This is a genomic window from Cytobacillus sp. S13-E01, assembly GCF_029193815.1.
Lineage (GTDB): Bacteria > Bacillota > Bacilli > Bacillales > Bacillaceae_L > Bacillus_BV.
On record NZ_JARFVC010000006.1, the window covers coordinates 107409 to 127670 of the forward strand.

The window sequence follows — 20262 nt, forward strand, 5'->3', positions numbered from 1 at the left end:
GCGCCCTGTGTTTTTCCCGAAAAATTTAATCTTAGTGTTGTATTTTTGCCAAAGATTTTCTGGTTATAAATTAAAGGTCAGTTATTATTTTAGTGAACGTATACAGCCCACCACTAATGTTAATAGTTTTTTCATAAGATGTAGAGGTTATTTCGCAAAGAAATGGTCTTTCTGAACGGATATCGTGGACTAAATTGTTAGATGTTGCTTTAAAAAATTTTAGAGCAATTCCTCCAATTGACATTCCTAAATAGTCACCATAGGTATAATCAGATCCTCCTTTTACAAGACCCTCATCGGTGCCAAATAAAGTCCGGAATTTTTCAACTGCAGTTTGTTGGTCCTTAACCATGAAATGAATGGAGGTGAACTGCTGCAGCGAACTAGCCTTATGTTGGATTAATGCATCCATTTCTTTTAAACGGAAATCATCTGGCTGCCCCCACTCGATGAAGAAAGGATAACGTAAATCATTCGTATTTTCTTCATGTATAAATAGCATTGACCATTTCAAAACAGAGCCATCTTCACGTTTTCTGCTTCCTGCAACAGGGCCAATAACAAGAAGTCCCTTTTCTTTAAAGTGTAGTGCTAGTTTGTCTATTTCATTTGTTCGGAATGCTAGTTGTGAAAAGCCCTCGCCATGCCGTGAGTCTGCAACGATTTGTTGAATTAATACATTATCAGAAACTTCTGCAACCTTCCTATCTTTCATGCCAATCCATTCTATATATCGTAAACCTTCAAAATAACAAAGACGATTGTGAGTGCCCCAGTTGGGGTGGTTTCCACCTTGAATAGCATTGAAACCAAGTTGATTAAAAGTAAGCATTGCTTTTTCAGGATTTTTTGTTAAGTGAACAATATGATCAAATTGTAGCTTCATTTAAAAAGCCTCCTTAGATGTACTTGATTTGCTTCAAACAAGTTTTTATATCGTTCTCAAAATGCTTCTTTACCTTCAAGGATAATTTTACTTGTACCAACGGGACGTTCTGATGGTAATGAAGCTCTGGCTATTGCTTTGAAGTGAATGACTATAAAATTGAAAAGGTATGGTTTATAAAGTAGATCCAATTTGATTGAGGGAGCAAGTAAACCTAAGCTCCCTTAATGATTTTTTTTAGACTTATTTTTTGTTTTCCTACTTTTATCCTTCCCTAAGGCATCCCCATTGAAATGGTTAGCTATACCAGTTCGTCGTAGTCCAATTTTAAAGAAATCCTCATTTAAATCAAAGCCAATCGCTTTTCTATTTAAGTTTACGGCAACAGCTGATGTGGTGAATGAACCTGAAAATGGATCTAAGACGATATCCCCTTCATTACTTGAAGCTTTAATCACACGCTCTAGTAATGCTTCGGGCTTTTGGGTTGGGTGGTTTTCGTATTCATCCATTTTGAATCGGACCCTTGAAAAATCCCATACATTGCCGGGCACTTTTTCTGTATTATAGGGCTGTGGAGGAGTTTTCCAATAATCAATTAATTTCCGCTTAGAACCAGTTTTTGCTTCTACCATGATGTCCTTGTAGTTGAAGATATAGGAGCTTTTAGCACATTTATTAGCCATAATTATTGGCTCATAGAGTGAACCAAACATTTTTTTTGATTGCACACCTGAGCTATCATAGGACCAAATGATTCTGGCCAATACATTGTACTTTTGGGAAACATAAACATCTAAATAGGCGATGTATTGTGTGGCTGTCATAAAATAAAAGGTACCAGTTGGTTTTAATATGCGAAAACACTCATCAATCCAGAGTTTGCACCATTCAATGTACTTTTTTGTGTCATCCCATTTATCAACGTTATTTCCAAAATCCTTCCCAATATTGTATGGAGGATCTGCAAATATCAAATCAATACTATCATCTTTTATCTTTTTTAATAGTTCGGTGCTATCACCTAAACCAACAAAGCTAGTTTCATTGTTTTTATATGTAAAATAAAGATTTTTGAAATAGTTAGTCCACATCGTTTTCGCTCCTCATTAGAAACAGAAATTCTACTTGATTTTATCACACAATATAGTTTTGTAGATTAAACAGCAAATTCTTCTTGTTAAAATGTCTTCGTTTATTTAAAATAAAGAGTAATTATTTCGACATTCGAAGTTTTATCATTAAAATCTCATTTTTCCTGAGAACAAAAAAGGTGCTGGATAAGTATGACTGGTTTGAAAGAAGAGACACTCACGACCAAAACATTATTGTTATTTTTCATTCCATTAGGGTTATCTGCGAGTCTTGTTACATTATCACATATCATTATAAATAGTACATTAGCAAGGGCAGCCAATGCCGAACAAATCATTGCAACCTATGCAATTGCGATGAGTCTGTTTACAATCACTGAGCGCCTTGCTGTCATACTTCGTCAAACATGTTCAACCCTAGTAAGAGATAAAACGTCCTATAAAATAATGACTCACTTTACCTATTATGTAATCGGTAGTTTACTAGTAGTATCATTTGCTATTGCCTATACTCCAATTGGGAACTTTATTTTCGCTATGATATTTGGAGTAAAAGACAGTGAGATGGTTGAACAAATTAAAGCAATTTATCAAGTATTAATCTATGTAACAGTTTTTTCAGGGTTACGTTGTTTAACGCAGGGAATCATCATTTATAACCGACAGACAAAATGGCTGACGATAGGAATGCTTATCCGACTAACAGCAATGTATCTATTATCGTTCTATTTTATCCAAGCTGGTACCATTTCTGGTAAAACGGGTGCATATATTTTCCTTGCAGGTATGATGATAGAATGTACGATAAGTATGATTGAAGCTCGTTCGCTAGTGCGGAAAATGCCAGAAATAAAAACAGAGAAAATCCGATCGAAGTCGCAGATATTTAAGTTTTATAGCCCACTGATGTTATCTTCAATTATTACGGTTCTTATTGGACCTGTAATAAATGTGTTTTTGGGTAAAACGGAAGATATTACCTTAGCAATTGCGAGTTATACAATTGCATTAAGTATTACCTATTTATTTTTGAGCTTTTTTTCATACACCCATCAAATTGTTATTAATTTTTATAAATATCATGAGGCGAAAGTAAAAAGATTTACTCTAATTGTAGGTTTTATCCCAGTTTTGTTGATCGCTCTCTTTAGTTACACAGCAATCGGACCATTTGTTATGGAGCATTTCATGGGGGTAAAGGGTCAATTATTAGATGAGAGCTTGCAAACATTACAAATCTTTATGATCATGGCCTTAGTATTCCCATTTGTCGACTTTTTTAATGGCTTGTTAATGCTACAAAGACAAACCAAAGTTACGATTGTTTCACAGTCTACAAACCTGATAATTACCGTTATCATCCTAGTTCTCGGTGTTAAATTTAATGCAGGTTGGAATGGCTCAATTGGAGCTTTAGCACAATCGGTCGGGTTATTAGCGGAATTAATTGTAGTTGCAAGTATTGTCAAATATTTAAAAGCTGAAACAAGCATGATGGTAGTACGAAAAGTAACTAGTCAAGGGTAGCAGGTAGTTGCAAAAAACGTTGATGCTAATTAGTAGTTGTGAGAACATAAATGGTGTTTTTGTAATATTTTTTGTGATAAAAGGGAAAAATAAAATTAGTGTTAGTGTCTAACACTAATTTCCAATGTGGAGGGATATACTTTGGCTATTCTATTTCACTTGTTTCCTAAATTACACTTTACAATTGTCAGAGCAAGCCTCTTACTACGAAGAGTTAATTTAAGGTTAAGACGGTTGTTGAATACGCTATCTTATGCTTAAGTGTTAGAATTTCAAAGCGTACTCTCTAATCACATTGTATAAGAAGAGGTTGGCACATTTACAGTGCCGACCTTTTTTTGTTGTTTAGGAATTTATAAAATTGTAAGGTTGTGTATAAGTTCGTGTCTCTTTCTATCTACATCTAGCTCTATGCGCCATCGAAACAAGTACTTATCTTAGTAGAAGAACTAGGCGATTTTAATTATTTAGGCTGTTTCACTAATATCCAGAAATGAGGTGTTTTGCCCAGTCTAGGTCGAGCTATATTCCATAGGATGTAGTGACAAACTAAACAAATACCTATGGAGGGTGAACATTAAATGTATAGATACGGGTACGGTTTAACAAGAAATAGACTAGTACAGCCAAGACGAATTGGCGCCGGTTTTGGTGGATTTGGTCCTTTAACTGCTGGACTACTTGGAGCTGGTATAGGATATTTAGGTGGGGAACTGCTAGATGGGCCTGATTATGGTGGATATGGTTATCCGGGAGTCGGTCCTGGTTTTGGAGTTGGCTATCCAGGAGTTGGTGCCGGTTACGGAGGAGGTTTTCCAGGTGCTGGTTATGGATATGGACCGGTTGGTGGCATAGGATATCCAGGTGTAGGAACATTTCCAGGGTATGGCCCGAATTTCTTTTAGTTTGAAAAGGTTACTTTTTTTAAAGTAGCCTTTTTGTAGTTTCATAATTTATATCCATAAACTCTAAAACGCATAAGGGCAACTCCGCCTCTAGTTTTAAGGTTGGAATATTCAGAAAAATATTATATGCTAAGTAAGTAAACTTCTAATGTAGGGAAAGAAATGTTTGCCTTGATGAAACGAACCCCTTATTGTATCAGGAGCAGAGCATCGGATGTAATTATTGAAGCGATAGAAAGTACTAAGCATACGTTCGTTTTAGGGGTTCTATGACATCCTAAAGCCATTAGTTGTTAATGGGTATATTTCATAAATTTTTAAAAGCTGTTAACTAGGAGGGAACCTTAATGAAGATTATCGATTTACACTGTGACGCATTGATGAAGATTTCGGATTCAATGGGACAGCTTAACTATAGTGATGATACCGAATTAGAGACTAATAAATCACGCCTACAAAAAGGCGAGGTTATCGTTCAATGCTTTGCGATTTTTATCAGACCTGATATGAGAGCAGATGAAAAGTTTCAAGCAGCACTTGACCAAATCAATTACTTTTATAACGAGGTTTTAGCAAAGAATTCCGAAATGAAGCAGATTAAGGAGTGGGGGGATTTTACCACTTTAAAACCAGGAGAAATCGGTGCGATGCTGACACTCGAAGGTGTAGATGCTATCGGAAATGACTTAGATAAGTTAAGTCTTTTATATCATTTAGGTGTTCGTTCAGTTGGATTAACATGGAACAATGCCAATTTAGCAGCAGATGGTGTAGGAGAACCACGTGGTGCTGGTTTAACTCTGTTTGGAAAAGAGATTGTTCGTTTCAATAATAAGCATCGTGTACTTACAGATGTTTCTCACTTAAGTGAAAAAGGTTTTTGGGACGTTATGGAACTTGCTGACTATCCGATTGCTAGTCATTCGAATGCTAGAGCACTATGCAATCACCCAAGGAATCTGTATGATGAGCAGGCAAAAGCAATGTTTGCAAAAGGTGGAATGATTCACGTCGTCTATTGTCCACCATTTGTTAAAGAAGATGGGAAAGCAACAATTTCTCATTTAATTAGTCATATAGATCACTTTTGCGGTTTAGGCGGTGTTCATTGTGTTGGTTTTGGGTCGGATTTTGATGGAATAGCTACTCACATTAAAGGGTTAGAAGACGCATCTAAATATCAAAACTTAATAAATGAACTATTAAAGTATTATTCTGAAGAAGAAGTGAAGGGTTTTGCATACCAAAACTTTCTAAACCATTGCTCTAGATAAACAATGTCATCATCGGTTGAATCTGGTGATGACTTTTTTAAAAGATACAAAAGTATAAAAGTTTGTACCTAATTTTAGTGTCTAGCTCCGGGCGCCATCGGACCTGAGGTCATAAGTCTGTCTAGCCCCAGCGCCTAGAAACGAGGAGAAACTTCAACTCCTCCTACAGAAGCAAAGAACGCTTCTTTCGGCGGAGTCTCCGAAGCACACGATGTGCAAGTGTCGACAATGCCACAGGACGTGGCGGGTTTTAATCGACGCGCGGATAGGCGGGTGCCCTGCGCTTTTCTTGTTCATCGTTAGCCAAATGGCCAAGAGTAAGCTTAACAGACAAAAAACACTAATAAAAACATCCTAGAGATCTAATTTCAAGGGACTAACTTTTATTTGCTTTATTTCTACATAGATGATATTATATCGATAATTTACTGTTAAGGAGGCACATGATGAGACATGTTCGATTACTAGATATATATAAACACCAGATTACACAAAAATATGTTAGACGTTCTGGCATGGCACATGCTATATCAGTGGCTTATCATGCCTTTCATCTTGCAAAAGAACATAATGTGAATCCTGATTGGGCAGCAAAAGCAGGATTTTTACATGATATTGGTCATTATAAATGGTATAGAGATGGTGAATGGGACTATCAACTTTATCGGGATTATGATATACACCCAATAAAAGGCGCCGAACGAGCACATAAGCTCCTTGTTCGACTAGGAGAAGATAAACAAGCAGCAAAAGAAATTGCTCATGCTATCTTATTTCATACTGATTCTGTCCTTCCAAATGGTGACTATACCTTAAATAACCTGCAAAAGGTAGTGCATTTAGCAGATGAAAAAGATAAAAAGCCAGGAGATTCACATCATTACCTTAAAGTGGATAGGAAGAAAGAGTTAATCCTTATTGAGAAGCTTGATGAAAAAATAGACCTATTGTATGAAAAAAACGAGAACTGAAGGTAATACCCGTAACGAACTGGAAAACATTGTAAAAAAATTTAACCCCGCATGAAGATCCATGGGGGCTTAAGTGTTTATCGAATCGTACCATGTGGTAATATGGCATGTACTCCTTTAACACCATTAACTACTTGAGTTATTCTAAGATCAACTGCTACACTTGCTAACGCCGTTGCTTCGACTTTATTAATGTCAAAAAACTGTTGGATAAGTTGAACCATTTCATCAAGTGCTATTGCTGTTGCTTCATTTAAGTCTTCACTAAACCCAAATGTGACCCATCCCGCCGGAGTATTAGCTCTTGGCATATTCAACTCTATATCATCATGAACAATTAACGTGAAATCAACTTGGTCCATTGGACACTCAATTGCTGTACCTGAGCTTTCACCGTCTCCTTGTAAGGCATGACCGTCCCCAATCGAGAATAATGCACCATCTACAGAAATAGGTAAAAATAAACTACTTCCTCTTACTAACTCTTTACAGTCTATGTTCCCACCACAATACCGAGGTGGGGGTGTAGGATGTGTACCAGGCTCTTTTGGAGCTACGCCCATTAATCCCATAAAAGGAGAGAGTCCAACATGAAACTTATTTTTACCTATTTGACAGCTACCTGTCATGGTCGTGGAATTAAGGTCCCAGTCGACTTGAAGCCTCTCGGTATTTGAAATGCCAAGTTTCTCGTTTTGCCAGTTTTTAATGCCACCGGCCCAATTTCGTCCATACCACCCAGGTACAATTTCATTTAATCTTACTTCTAAGACCATTCCAGCTTTGGCGTTGTTCACAGCAATTGGTCCAATCATTGGGTGACCAAGCTTATCCTCTTTCTCACGTGATTCAAAAACCACTCTTTCCTCATTTTTTGCTATGGAATATCCCCACTGAATATCAGGTGTTTTTAATTGAATGGAATCACCAGACTCGACTGTCAATATAGGTTTATAGTCTTTTTTGAAGGAACCGTGAAGGTTTTGGGATTCTAGATCTAATTTATGTAACAACAATAAGCACTCCTTCTTTTTAAGTATTATTTAGTATTTCGATCAAAGAAGAAAAAACCCTTTAAAATAGAAAACATCTACTCTTACAAAGGGAAAAATATATGGATCGTAAAAATAATTGTAAAAGAAAACGCCATGATACGGTGAAACTTTTTCCGAAATCCAGAAGCCTTTTTGTGCCGTAAGTTTCCTGCGTAAAGTGTAACAGCTAGTAATAAGAGGGCAAGGTACCCACTCACTAGTTTCCCGTGGCCAAAACCAATTCGTTCTCCAACATTGATAAGCATTACCACTCCATGGATGAGAATGAAAAAAGATCCAATTAAAGCAAGTGGAATATGGGCTTTCATCATTTTTCGAGAAAGTTTCGCTAACATAAGTTTTACTTTTCGAACACGTGTTTTCCGTATCACAAAAAAAATAAAATACATATTAACATTAATCAGAAACAAGATGATACTAATTTGTGCTAACAATTGACCAAAAGTTACAATACTAGAGGCTTGTGTTTGGAATAGCCAAATAAACAGTCCTGTCATGACTACAAAAGCTATATTAGCAAGTATCCAAATGTAATAGGGCATAAAAAGCCTCCTTTTTGAGAGGTCACTATAAATAGTTTCCTTCCTTTGTAAATTATATCTTTTCCAAAGTCCAAATTGCATTCATTATGGGAAATACAACTCAACCCATCGTTTCCCTCGGGATAAGACAAAATAGTCTTTAAAATCCCTTGATATTTTAAAATGAAAATATTTACTGAGGTCCAAGCTACACAAAAGATTAGAATCATTTTTGAATACTAGATTGCTCCCCTTACTATCAATCTCACCAAAATAGAAGCCATCTCTTTTGATTAACTCTTCATCATCATAAAAATTTATAACAACTTGTCGGTTCTTAAACTGTCTTAAATGTTTTAGGATAGTCAACATATCTTCCACACTCTCAGAACATAGCCGCCACAACCACATTCGTTAATATATTTTAGCGCAATTGTCTCTCCAAATTCTTGTTGCAATAGTGAAGTAAGGTATTCTTCAGGCTTTCCGAACTTGCTCGGTGTCACTAAATTAACAAAATACCCACTGCCTGTTTGTTTGACTGCAGAAATAGCATCCTCGAGAATTAATGCAACATTTTCCTTATATTCTCCATGTTCTAAATCAATGGACCAGTCTTTTTCCATGATAGTATCTCACCTCATAACTATATTAAAATATAGGATGTAATCATTTTCTGTGATGTACATCACCCCAAGCAGAGTGAATTAACCTATGTGATAAGTATCACAAAAATGTTGAGAGTATTCGTTTATAATTCAACTATAGTGTGAAAGGAGTGTTTAGAAAAATGTTATCAGGACAAGTAATTGCTATAACAAGTGGTAAGGGTGGAGTTGGTAAATCGACTGTTTCAGTAAATCTAGCACTTTCTCTTGCAAGATTAGGGAAAAGTGTTGCGCTTATAGATTTAGATATTTATGGTTTTAGTATTCCAAAACTATTGAACATTTCATATAAACCGAAAACATTTAATGGGAAAATAATTCCTGTAGAATCTCATGGGGTAAAAGTTATGTCGATGGGGTTTTTGTTAGGTGGTAATGATCCTGTTGTGTGGAGAGGACCTATGCTTGGAAAAATGGTCGAACATTTCACAAAAGATGTAATCTGGGGCGAGTTAGATTATGTCATCCTTGATTTACCACCAGGTACTGGTGATGTGGCACTAGATATGCACCAAATGATTCCTCAAAGTAAGGAGATCATTGTTACAACCCCACATCCAGCTGCGACCTTTGTTGCCGAACGTGCTGGAACAATGGCTATTAAATCAAATCATGAAGTATTAGGTGTAGTTGAAAATATGTCATACTTTACACCACCAAACTCGACTGAAAAATATTCAATATTTGGTGAAGGTGGAGGAGACAAACTAGCAGAGGCGTTAAACTCTGAAGTGTTAGCAAAGCTACCTATTGAGCCACCATCATCTAATGACACGCCAGCTATTTATGATGAACATTCTTTATTATTTGAGCATTATATGGAACTTGCCAAGAAATTACTATAGAAGACATAATAAATGAGGACTGAGCCATTCAGTTCCTTATTCTTTTAATCTTTAGGACAAAGGTATATTCCCGATAAAAGTTTTAACAACTATCAGAACTTCCTATTTTAAAGGCAAAAGAGCCTGACCCAAGATGATGTACCCTGAACCAGGCTCTTATATTTTTCGTTTAGAAGAAAAGTAGTCCAAGAGAAATAACGATACCACTTACGAATAACACAATTGTACAGAATCCCATAATGTCTTTTGCCTTAAGTCCTGCAATCGCTAGTGCCGGTAATGCCCAGAAAGGTTGAATTAAGTTCGTCCAAGCATCCCCCCAAGCAACTGCCATAGCTGTTTTAGCGATTGAAACATCAAGTGCCTTTGCGGCCTCTAACATGATAGGTGCTTGAACAGCCCATTGCCCTCCACCTGAAGGGACGAAAAAGTTAACAATCCCTGCACTAATAAATGCGAAAAATGGGAAGGTAAATTCATTTGAGATACCAACAAATGCTTCTGACATAACAGCCGCAAGCCCAGATGCGGTCATCATCCCCATAATCCCTGCATAAAAAGGGAATTGTACGATAATTCCACTAGCCCCTTTAACTGCTTGCATGACAGAGTCTAGGAATCTCTTTGGAGTGCCATGGAACAGGATTCCTAGGAATAAGAATAAAAAGTTAACAATGTTTAAGTTTAATGAAAAACCACTATTAGCAAAATAATAAACTAAAAATGCTAAACCAAGTAAGCCGGTTACTAGAGAAACAATAAAACTATTTTCAAGTCGATCTGCAGGAGTCACAGACCCTTTTTCAATCGTAGCAGCCTGTAGGTTTGGTCCATCATCTAATATTGATTTGTCGACTGTTACCGTTTCTTCCCTTTTAGGCATCATTAAACGGTTTAGAACTGGAAGAATAAGAAAAAGTGCCAATACGATTATAACGTTAAATGTTGCAAAAATCGTCTGACTAGTTGGTATGATCCCTATTAGATCTTGAGAAAAATGACCTTCTGTTGCAATTGTCAGTGGTATCGAACCTGAAAATCCGCCATGCCAGACAATGAAACCGCTGTAAGCGCTTGCAATCAGGAGGCGATAATCTACATTCTTAACCTGTTTAGCTAATTCCTTAGCGAATAAAGCTCCAATAACTAGACCAAAGCCCCAGTTTATCCAACTAGCAATAACTGAAACAATTGTTACAATAATAATCGCTTGACCAGGTGTTTTTGCAGTACTTGCTAATGCACCCAATCCTTTTTTGAATACTGGACTACTCGCTAAAACAAATCCAGTAACTAATACAAGTACCATTTGCATGGAAAAAGCCAATAAACTCCAAAATCCATCACCCCAATACTGCACCATGTTCATTACAGTACTATCTGTGAAAATAAGACCTAATCCAAGCACAACAAATGTCAAAATGACAACAAATAAAAATGGGTCTGGCAAATAACGTTGCATGAGTCGATTAAAAAAACTAATGACTGCTCTCATTTTTTATTCTCCCTTCTTATTGGTTACCTCTAATACCTAGTAATATTTCTACAAAATTCGTAATATTCCTTTTTTAGAATTTAAAAAAGTAGTAAAGTGCCAAAGAAAGGGAAAGATTATTTAGACTTTTATGAATATATGATATATTTATTTAAAGGTAAGAAAGCAAGAATTACTGAACTATATCCATAATTAAGGGGGAATACACATGTCAGCGCAATATCCAATTGAAGAAGTAAGAAGTCAATTTCCAGCATTAAACCGTGAATATAAAGGTAAGAAGGCAATTTACCTAGATGGACCTGGTGGTTCACAAGTTGTGCAATCGGTTATTGCTGCAATGTCGGGATATATGGAAAAAGGTGGAGCTAACTTACATGGGCAGTTCCCATCAAGTGTTGAAACAGAAGAACATATTGCAAATGCCCGTGAAGCAATTGCGGATCTAGTGGGCGCAGATCCAGATGAGGTTGCATTTGGACAAAACTCGACGTCACTAGCATTTTCAATTGCACGCTCACTAAGTTCCTTATGGTCAATAGATGATAACATTGTAGTGACTGAAATGGACCATCGTGCCAATGTTGATAGTTGGGTGACAGCGGCAACCGACAAGGATTTGGATGTACGGTTTATTCCCGTTGATACTGCCAGTTTAACACTTGACCTTTCAAATCTAGACAAAATAATTACCGATAACACGAAGCTAGTCGCAGTTACTTTGGCATCAAACGCAGTTGGTACAATTACCGATATCGAAAAAATAACAGAACGCGCACAGGAAGTTGGAGCGATTGTTGTGGTTGATGCCGTACACGCTGTTCCCCACTTTAAAATAAACCGAGATGAAATAGGTGCCGATATCCTTTTATGCTCAGCTTATAAATTTTTTGGACCACATGTTGGGATTGCGATCATTAAGAAAAATTTATTTGAAAAGCTCCCAGTATACAAATTAAATCCTGCACCTACATACATTCCAGATAAACTAGAAACAGGAACACAAAACCATGAAGCAATAGCTGCAATTCCAGCCGCCATTGGTTTTATCGCAAGTCTGGGGAGTGGTTCGACAAGAAGAGAAAAGCTAGTAAATGGGTATGAAAGAATAGAAGAGTATGAAAATAAATTGGCAAGAAAATTACGAAAGGGATTAGCTGCCATTCCTGAAGTAACACTTTTTCAATCAGGTGAAGCTACACCAAAAACACCGACAATTGCATTTGTCATTGACGGCTTTGCGCCAAGTGAAGTATGTAAATGGTTGGCTAATGAGCATGCGATTTTTATTGCAGATGGCCATTTCTACGCCAGTACCTTAGGGGATAAATTAGGGGTTAATAAAACCGGTGGTTGGATTCGGGCAGGTCTGGCTCCATATAATAGTGAGGAAGAAATCGATCTTTTCCTCGAAGCTATTCAAAGTTTGATTTCTATGAAGCTAACAATTAAATAACTAATCGGGGCCTGACCGTCGGTGTTAACATACCGAGGGGCAGGCCCTAAAATTATGGTTTCGCTAGTCGCTTCAGAGCATCTAGGTCTAATATTTGAACATCTCTTTGTCCCTTCATGGAGATAATCTTCCCTGCTACTAAGGTAACTAATTTACGACTAATCGTTTCAGGCGTCGTTCCGATTAAGGAAGCAAGCAGCTTTTTTGAAATAGGAAGCTTAAAATTCCCACTTTTCGCTTTATCACTAAAAAGAAGCAGTACAGAAGCTAGACGACGTTCAACCTCCATTAAACTTAATATACTCATCCACTCATCAGCTTGATGTAATCGCTCGTTTAATGCCAGTATGTAGCGAAATGACATATCAGGATTTCGTTCCAATGTTTTCAAAAAATCACCTTTATTTATTGTATAAACTTCTGTGGAATCAATTGCTTCTGCATTTGCGTAATGATTTTCAGTTTGTAATAAGGCTGATTGTCCAAAAAAATCACCAGGAAACAATAAACGGACAATTTGTTCTTTGCCATCCTCTGAAACCTTCGTAATTTTGATTAAGCCTTTATAGACAATATAAAGCGTTTCTGATGGATCACCTTCTCTAAAGATAAAGTCTCCTTTACGAAAAACGAGTTTGTTGAACACTTTCTGTAAAGTTTGAACTTCTTCAGATTTCAATCCCTGAAAAATTGGTATAAGACTAATAAAAGATGTATCTTGGTCACAACTTTGTTCACAGGGCATTTTTTCACCTTCCAATTTTTCTCTGATAGTAAAACACAATAATAATTTTATCATCTTAAGAGATCATTTTTTATTAAAACTTGATTTGCATCAAGGCTATATTACTAATTATTTCTTATGATTAGATTACCATAAATGGAGTGCATATTGCCCGAGAGAATCGATAATGTACTTCATTCTTTTTTAAAAGATAAGAAAGTATAAAAGTTTGTACCTAGTTTTAATGTCTAGCTCCGGGCGCCATCGACTCTATGGTATAAGCCAATCCGTCCGGAAGGTAAAGAACAACCTTCCAGCAGGCTTGTCTTATGCTTGTCGCCGATAAGCGGGCGCCCTGCGCTTTTCTTAAAAGGTAAGAAAGTATAAAAGTTTGTACCTAGTTTTAATGTCTAGCTCCGGGCGCCATCGACTCTATGGTATAAGCCATTTCCTTTAAGAAGGAAAAACCACCTTCTTAAAGGAACCGTCTTATGCTTGTCGCCGATAAGCGGGCGCCCTGCGCTTTTCTTAATTACTTTCTATAAATATTGAAGGTAGTGTTAGAAACCAAATAATCAAGGGTATAATAATAAAAAATAATTTCTATTAAACCAAAGTTACATACACACATTACCTCACATTCAGAATGGTCATTGAATGTAATAATAATTACTAATCGAACATAGAAACCGACTAGTGTGGGGATATTTACACCTACACTTATATTTTGGGGGCATGGAAACATGAATAATCACGAACGTAAAAAAATATGGGAAGAGTTTTATGGTCCGAATATTGGCTATATTTATGATGTATATGAGAAGTATATGGAAAATCCTGATTCTGTTGATCCATCTATAAAATCTTTATTTGATGAATTAGGTCCGCCACCGGTGAATGAACCTACGGAGCGACCATCTACAGAAGCTCTACCGCAGACAAATGTAAAAAAAATCATTTCAGCGATAAAGCTTTTACAAAATATACGTATCTGCGGACATTTGGCTGCCGATATATATCCATTACAGGATGGTTCAACTGGAGATTATCAGAGTTTTTTAGACCTAGGAACATATAACCTTACAACAGAAGATTTACTTGAAATTCCGGCTAAGTTGATCTGGGAGGACGCACCAGCGACTATCCAAAATGGCTGGGAAGCTTATCAACATCTAAAGCGTGTATATACTCAGTCCATTGCTTATGAATTTGGGCATATTCATATAGAGGAAGAAAAGCAATGGTTGGATCAATACGTTGAACTTGGCAATATTGATGCAAAGCTTTCTAATAGTGAGAGAATTGAGTTGTTAGATAGATTACTTCAAGTTGATAGCTTTGAAAAATTTTTACACAAAACTTTTGTTGGCCAAAAAAGGTTTTCAATTGAAGGAATTGATATGTTAGTTCCAATCCTTGATAAGATGATTCAAGCTGGGATTGAAGATGGAGTCGAAAATATGATGATTGGAATGGCACATCGTGGGCGGTTGAATGTGCTAGCACACGTTCTTGAGAAGCCTTACGAACTTATTTTTTCAGAATTTCATCATTCACCGAATAAGGAGCTTGTGCCATCTGAAGGATCACGCGGGATTAATTACGGGTGGTCAGGTGATGTCAAATATCACTTAGGGGCAGATCGCACAATAAAAGGTGAAAAAGAACACACGATTCGAGTTAACCTAGCTAATAACCCAAGTCATTTGGAATTTGTCGATCCAGTTGTGCAAGGCATCACACGTGCTTCACAGGAGGACAGGAAAACAGCTGGATTTCCTACTCAAAACAAGCAAACGTCATTTAGTGTGTTAATTCACGGTGATGCTGCCTTCCCGGGTGAAGGAGTGGTAGCTGAAACGTTGAATTTGAGCCAGCTAAAGGGGTATGAAACTGGTGGAACTGTTCACATTATTGCTAATAACTTACTAGGTTTTACAACGAACAACGTTGATTCCCGATCAACAAAATATGCAAGTGACGTTGCAAAAGGGTATGAAATCCCTATTATTCATGTCAATGCGGATGATCCAGAAAGCTGCCTAGCAGTCATCATTTTTGCATATAAATACCGTAAGAGGTTTAAAAAAGATATCTTAATTGATTTGATAGGCTATAGACGGTTTGGTCACAATGAAATGGATGACCCACAGGTAACACAACCCTTTTTATATCAACTGATTGATAAGCACCCACGGATTGCTGAAAAATATGCAAATGAGTTGATTGTAAGCAAGATCCTAACAGAAAAAGAAGCAAAAGAAAAAGAAGAGATACCATTCAAAAATCTACAAACGATTTTTGATCACTTGCTTGCTAGTGATGCAAATACGGCAAATAAACTAGCAATTCCAAAGCCAGTTGAAGAAATATATCCAGAACTTGATACATCCGTATCAGAAAAGCTTTTAAAAACGATTAATGCAAATCTTTTAAAATGGCCTGAGTCATTTAATGTCTACCCTAAGCTTGAGCGAATTTTAAAGAAAAGAGAAACCGCATTAGACCAAGGAAATAAGGTGGATTGGGCACTAGCAGAAACGCTTGCTTTTGCTACAATTTTATCTGATGGAATACCAATTCGTCTAACGGGTCAGGATAGTGAACGTGGAACGTTCGCACATCGCCATCTTGTCTTGCATGATTTCAATACAAATGAAAGGTTTGTTCCATTGCACAACATTCCAGAGGCAAAAGCTTCTTTTGCCATTTATAATAGCCCATTATCAGAAGTAGCTGTACTTGGGTTTGAATATGGGTATAGTGTGCACTCTCCAGAAGCATTAGTGATATGGGAAGCTCAATTTGGTGATTTTGTAAATGTCGCACAAGTTATTATTGATCAATTTATCGCAGCTGGAAGGTCCAAGTGGGCGCAAAAGTCAAGTCTTGTCATGCTTTTACCACATGGGCATGAAGGGCAAGGTCCTGAACATTCAAGTGGTCGAATGGAACGTTTCCTACAATCTGCGGCAGAAAACAATTGGATAGTTGCTAATGTCACAAGTGCTGCACAATATTTTCATATTTTGCGAAGGCAGGCGCTGATTTCTGACAAAGCAGACGCTAGACCCTTGATTATAATGACACCGAAGAGTTTACTTCGCCACCCACACTCAGGTTCTACAAGTTCAGAACTCACCAATGAAACGTTTAAACCATTGGTTGAACAAAAAGGGACTGGAGAGCAAGTAGATAAAGTAAAGCGGGTAATCTTATGTAGTGGGAAAGTTGCAATCGATTTAGCGTCTAAAATAGAGGAATTAACGAATGAGCAGCTAGGGTTAGTACACATTGCGAGAGTTGAACAGCTTTATCCATTCCCAAAGAAGGAAGTAAGAGAACTAACCGAACGATTTAGCAATTTAGAAGAGGTCATTTGGGTTCAAGAGGAACCAAAAAATATGGGCGCATGGCCTTTCATTCAGTCCATTCTTCCTGAAATTGTTTCTAAAAACTTATCTGTTGGTTATATTGGTCGAATAAAACGTTCCAGTCCTGCAAGTGGTGAGCCGCATATCCATAAACAGGAGCAGGCTTGGATTTTAGAGGATGCGTTATTGTTAAGTAAAGGTGGGGAAAATCAATGATTGAAATTAAAGTACCAGAACTTGCAGAATCACTTACTGAAGGAACGATAGCACAATGGTTAAAAAAAGAAGGCGATTATATTGAAAAAGGCGAAGCAATCGTCGAACTTGAAACAGATAAAGTGAACGTAGAGGTCAACAGTGAATATAGCGGTGTAATAAGTGGGTTTTTATTCCAACCAGGTGACAATGTGGAGGTAGGTCAAGCTATTGCAACGCTTGATGAAAATGGAACTGTTACCGGTGATACAAATGAGGTAGCTACAGCCTCCAAACAGGAGGAAAAGGTAGAGCAACAACAAAAGCCTACTACTGCTACTGAAGAAAAACAGGAAACAAACGCCGTTACGGTACAGGAAAAAGAGAACCAAAGGAAACCTATAGCATCACCAGCAGCTAGAAAGAGAGCAAGAGAATTGGGAATCGATTTAAATGACGTTCCATATCAAGATACACTTGGCAGGGTTCGGGTAGATGGTGTAGAAGCCTACAAGAAATCATTATCAAGTAAGGAAAATCAGCCAGAAGTGAGGAAACAACAGCCACAACAAAAAGCTGACGAGAAGGACGACATGGTCGAGAGAATTAAAATGTCAAGAAGACGACAAACAATTGCCAAAAGGTTGGTCGAGGCACAACATAACGCAGCAATGCTGACAACCTTTAATGAAGTTGATATGACAGCAATTATGGATGTGCGAAACCGGCGTAAAGATTCATTTTATAAAAAGCACGGTGTAAAACTAGGCTTCATGTCTTTCTTCACCAAAGCAGTAATTGGAGCACTGAAAGAGTTTCCGCTATTGAATGCAGAAATCCAAGGTGATGAAATCCTACTTAAGAAATTTTATGACATAGGGATTGCGGTTTCCGCAGAAGAAGGATTAGTCGTACCGGTTGTTCGCGGTGCTGACCGGTTAAGTTTTGCGGGGATTGAAAAGGAAATTGGAGTATTGTCCGAAAAAGCAAAAACGAACACACTTGGCTTACGTGATTTGCAGGGTGGAACATTTACAATAACAAATGGTGGAATATTTGGCTCACTTTATTCAACACCGATTCTAAATGCACCACAGGTAGGCATCTTAGGGATGCACACGATCCAAAGGCGTCCAGTTGTCATTGATAAAGAGGATACCATTGCAGTAAGACCAATGATGTATATCGCACTTTCCTACGACCACCGAATAGTTGATGGAAAAGATGCAGTACAATTTTTAGCGAAAATTAAAGCTCTGTTAGAGGACCCTGAGGATTTATTGTTGGAAGGATAATGAGAATAGTTGAAATGTAGAACGAGGTTTAATCCTTAGTTCGATTAGTACTTGATCCCCAGTAGTACAGTGGGGATCAGGTACATTTTTATTTGTTAAGGATTTCATAAAATTGTAAGGTTGTGTATAACTTCGTGTCTCTGTCTATCTACGTCCAGCTCCAGGCGCCATCGGATCTGAGGTCATAAGCCAATCCGTCCGGAAGATTAAAGAACAACTATCAGACTTTATATGTTGATCCTTTTAGACTTTAAAACAGCATAATAGAACAAAAATCTTGGAATAAGATACCTTGCTATCAGTGATCTCTAAATAGAGTCGGGTATCAAAAAAATATAACTCCGAAAAAAATAAAAAACGGTAACCAAAAGAGCAATCTGATGCCCAAAATCTCGAAAAAAATAAAAAACGGTAACCAAAAGAGCAATCTGATGCCTGAAATCGCGAAAAAATTAAAAAACGGTAACCAAAAGAGTAATCTGATGCCTGAAATCTCGAAAAAAATAAAAAACCGTAACCAAAAGGGCAATCTGATGCCCGAAATCGCGAAAAAAGTAAAAAACGGTAACCAAAAGAGCAATCTGATGCCCGAAATCTCGAAAAAAATAAAAAACGGTAACCAAAAGAGCAATCTGATGCCCGAAATCTCGAAAAAAGTAAAAAACGGTAACCAAAAGAGCAATCTGATGACCAAAATCTCGAAAAAAATAAAAAACGGTAACCAAAAGAGCAATCTGATGCCCGAAATCGCGAAAAAAATAAAAAACGGTAACCAAAAGGGCAATCTGATGCCCAAAATCTCGAAAAAAATAAAAAACGGTAACCAAAAGAGCAATCTGATGCCTGAAATCTCGAAAAAAATAAAAAACGGTAACCAAAAGAGCAATCTGATGCCCGAAATCGCGAAAAAATTAAAAAACGGTAACCAAAAGGGTAATCTGATGCCCGAAATCTCGAAAAAAATAAAAAACGGTAACCAAAAGAGCAATCTGATGCCCGAAATCGCGAAAAAAATAAAAAACGGTAACCAAAAGAGCAATCTGATGCCCGAAATCGCGAAAAAAATAAAAAACGGTAACCAAAAGAGCAATCTGATGCCTGAAATCTCGAAAAAAATAAAAAACGGTAACCAAAAGAGCAATCTGATGCCCGAAATCGCGAAAAAAATAAAAAACGGTAACCAAAAGAGCAATCTGATGCCCGAAATCGCGAAAAAATTAAAAAACGGTAACCAAAAGGGCAATCTGATGCCCGAAATCGCGAAAAAAATAAAAAACGGTAACCAAAAGAGCAATCTGATGCCCGAAATCTCGAAAAAAATAAAAAACGGTAACCAAAAGAGCAATCTGATGCCCGAAATCGCGAAAAAAGTAAAAAACGGTAACCAAAAGGGCAATCTGATGCCCAAAATCGCGAAAAAAATAAAAAACGGTAACCAAAAGAGCAATCTGATGCCCGAAATCTCGAAAAAAATAAAAAACGGTAACCAAAAGAGCAATCTGATGCCCAAAATCTCGAAAAAAATAAAAAACGGTAACCAAAAAAGCAATCTGATGCCCGAAATCGCGAAAAAATTAAAAAACGGTAACCAAAAGGGCAATCTGATGCCCGAAATCGCGAAAAAAGACGATTTAATCGACGTTCCTTAATACGGGCGCGCCTTGCGCTTTTCTTATTAATCTACACTTTTTTTTTATTGTCTCGCCGGTTAAAAGTATTGCCTCAACATCATCAACAATGTTATCTACCCAATCTGATAGAATCGTTTTTTCTGTTGCTGCTATCGGATGTGAATTCGTTACAAACGGATAGTCAGGAATACCCTGAGGAACGGCAGTTGCTTTACTTGTGGAAATGAAAGGTTCTGTTCTGATGAATGCTGATGGAACAGCAAGCTTTTCCATAATTATACCATCGAGCAAACTGCCCGAGCTGCAGGATCCTCAGTCACCAACCACTGAAATGATAAAGGCACAT

At 37.3% G+C, this 20262-nt stretch carries 15 protein-coding genes and 2 pseudogenes; 9 read left to right on the forward strand and 8 right to left on the reverse strand.

All coding sequences use genetic code 11. The features are described 5' to 3' along the window. Positions 1–70: 70 nt before the first annotated feature. Positions 71–886: a VOC family protein gene (locus PY093_RS06565; protein ID WP_275645086.1), complete on the reverse strand. Its 816-nt coding sequence runs from the start codon at positions 884–886 to the stop codon at positions 71–73. Between the two features lie 224 nt (positions 887–1110). Beyond that, positions 1111–1980: an adenine-specific DNA-methyltransferase gene (gene yhdJ / locus PY093_RS06570; RefSeq protein ID WP_275645087.1), complete on the reverse strand. Its 870-nt coding sequence runs from the start codon at positions 1978–1980 to the stop codon at positions 1111–1113. A gap of 192 nt (positions 1981–2172) precedes the next feature. Here yhdJ and PY093_RS06575 point away from each other — a divergent pair, with 192 nt between their 5' ends. From PY093_RS06575 to PY093_RS06590, 4 genes are all read left to right on the forward strand, one after another. Then, positions 2173–3507, forward strand: a complete 1335-nt coding sequence (locus PY093_RS06575) for a multi antimicrobial extrusion protein MatE (protein ID WP_275645088.1) — start codon at positions 2173–2175, stop codon at positions 3505–3507. A gap of 581 nt (positions 3508–4088) precedes the next feature. After that, a complete protein-coding gene (locus tag PY093_RS06580) occupies positions 4089–4412 on the forward strand; it encodes a hypothetical protein (protein ID WP_275645089.1) in 324 nt (107 codons plus the stop codon). Between the two features lie 347 nt (positions 4413–4759). After that, positions 4760–5686 carry a dipeptidase gene (locus PY093_RS06585; RefSeq protein ID WP_275645090.1) on the forward strand — a complete coding sequence of 309 codons (927 nt, stop codon included), beginning with the start codon at positions 4760–4762 and terminating at the stop codon, positions 5684–5686. Between the two features lie 446 nt (positions 5687–6132). Beyond that, positions 6133–6657, forward strand: coding sequence for an HD domain-containing protein (locus tag PY093_RS06590; RefSeq protein ID WP_275645091.1), 525 nt, complete (start codon positions 6133–6135; stop codon positions 6655–6657). A gap of 77 nt (positions 6658–6734) precedes the next feature. Here the strand turns inward: PY093_RS06590 and PY093_RS06595 are convergent, their stop codons facing one another. The 3 genes from PY093_RS06595 to PY093_RS06605 form a co-directional block, all read right to left on the reverse strand. After that, complete coding sequence (locus PY093_RS06595) at positions 6735–7670, reverse strand: acetamidase/formamidase family protein (RefSeq protein WP_275645092.1); 936 nt, start codon at positions 7668–7670, stop codon at positions 6735–6737. Between the two features lie 83 nt (positions 7671–7753). Next, positions 7754–8254, reverse strand: a complete 501-nt coding sequence (locus PY093_RS06600) for a hypothetical protein (RefSeq protein WP_275645093.1) — start codon at positions 8252–8254, stop codon at positions 7754–7756. A 344-nt stretch (positions 8255–8598) separates the two neighbouring features. Then, entirely contained in the window at positions 8599–8859 is a 261-nt protein-coding gene (locus tag PY093_RS06605) for a CGCGG family putative rSAM-modified RiPP protein (RefSeq protein WP_275645094.1), read from the reverse strand. A gap of 182 nt (positions 8860–9041) precedes the next feature. Here PY093_RS06605 and PY093_RS06610 point away from each other — a divergent pair. Then, a pseudogene (locus PY093_RS06610) lies at positions 9042–9746 on the forward strand (Mrp/NBP35 family ATP-binding protein); the annotation flags it as partial. A gap of 169 nt (positions 9747–9915) precedes the next feature. Here PY093_RS06610 and PY093_RS06615 read toward each other — a convergent pair. After that, positions 9916–11241, reverse strand: coding sequence for a short-chain fatty acid transporter (locus PY093_RS06615; protein ID WP_275645095.1), 1326 nt, complete (start codon positions 11239–11241; stop codon positions 9916–9918). Between the two features lie 208 nt (positions 11242–11449). Here PY093_RS06615 and PY093_RS06620 point away from each other — a divergent pair, with 208 nt between their 5' ends. After that, the gene (locus tag PY093_RS06620; protein ID WP_275645096.1) at positions 11450–12697 is read left to right on the forward strand and encodes a cysteine desulfurase-like protein; all 1248 of its coding nucleotides are present in this window, start codon (positions 11450–11452) and stop codon (positions 12695–12697) included. Positions 12698–12749: 52 nt separating this feature from the next. Here the strand turns inward: PY093_RS06620 and PY093_RS06625 are convergent, their stop codons facing one another. Then, a complete protein-coding gene (locus PY093_RS06625) occupies positions 12750–13442 on the reverse strand; it encodes a Crp/Fnr family transcriptional regulator (protein ID WP_275645097.1) in 693 nt (230 codons plus the stop codon). 722 nt (positions 13443–14164) lie between these two features. On the opposite strand from PY093_RS06625, the gene PY093_RS06630 reads away from it, so the two are divergent. The 3 genes from PY093_RS06630 (at position 14165) to PY093_RS06640 (ending at position 19934) form a co-directional block, all read left to right on the forward strand. Further along, positions 14165–17011, forward strand: coding sequence for a 2-oxoglutarate dehydrogenase E1 component (locus PY093_RS06630; RefSeq protein ID WP_275645098.1), 2847 nt, complete (start codon positions 14165–14167; stop codon positions 17009–17011). After that, positions 17008–18285, forward strand: coding sequence for a 2-oxoglutarate dehydrogenase complex dihydrolipoyllysine-residue succinyltransferase (odhB, locus tag PY093_RS06635; protein WP_275645099.1), 1278 nt, complete (start codon positions 17008–17010; stop codon positions 18283–18285). Before PY093_RS06630 ends, odhB begins: the two co-directional genes overlap by 4 nt. 380 nt (positions 18286–18665) lie before the next feature. After that, positions 18666–19934, forward strand: a complete 1269-nt coding sequence (locus PY093_RS06640; protein WP_275645100.1) for a hypothetical protein — start codon at positions 18666–18668, stop codon at positions 19932–19934. Here the strand turns inward: PY093_RS06640 and PY093_RS06645 are convergent. Then, positions 19917–20261, reverse strand: a pseudogene (locus PY093_RS06645) (UGSC family (seleno)protein); the annotation flags it as partial. The gene PY093_RS06640 and the pseudogene PY093_RS06645 overlap by 18 nt on opposite strands. Position 20262: the final 1 nt, after the last annotated feature.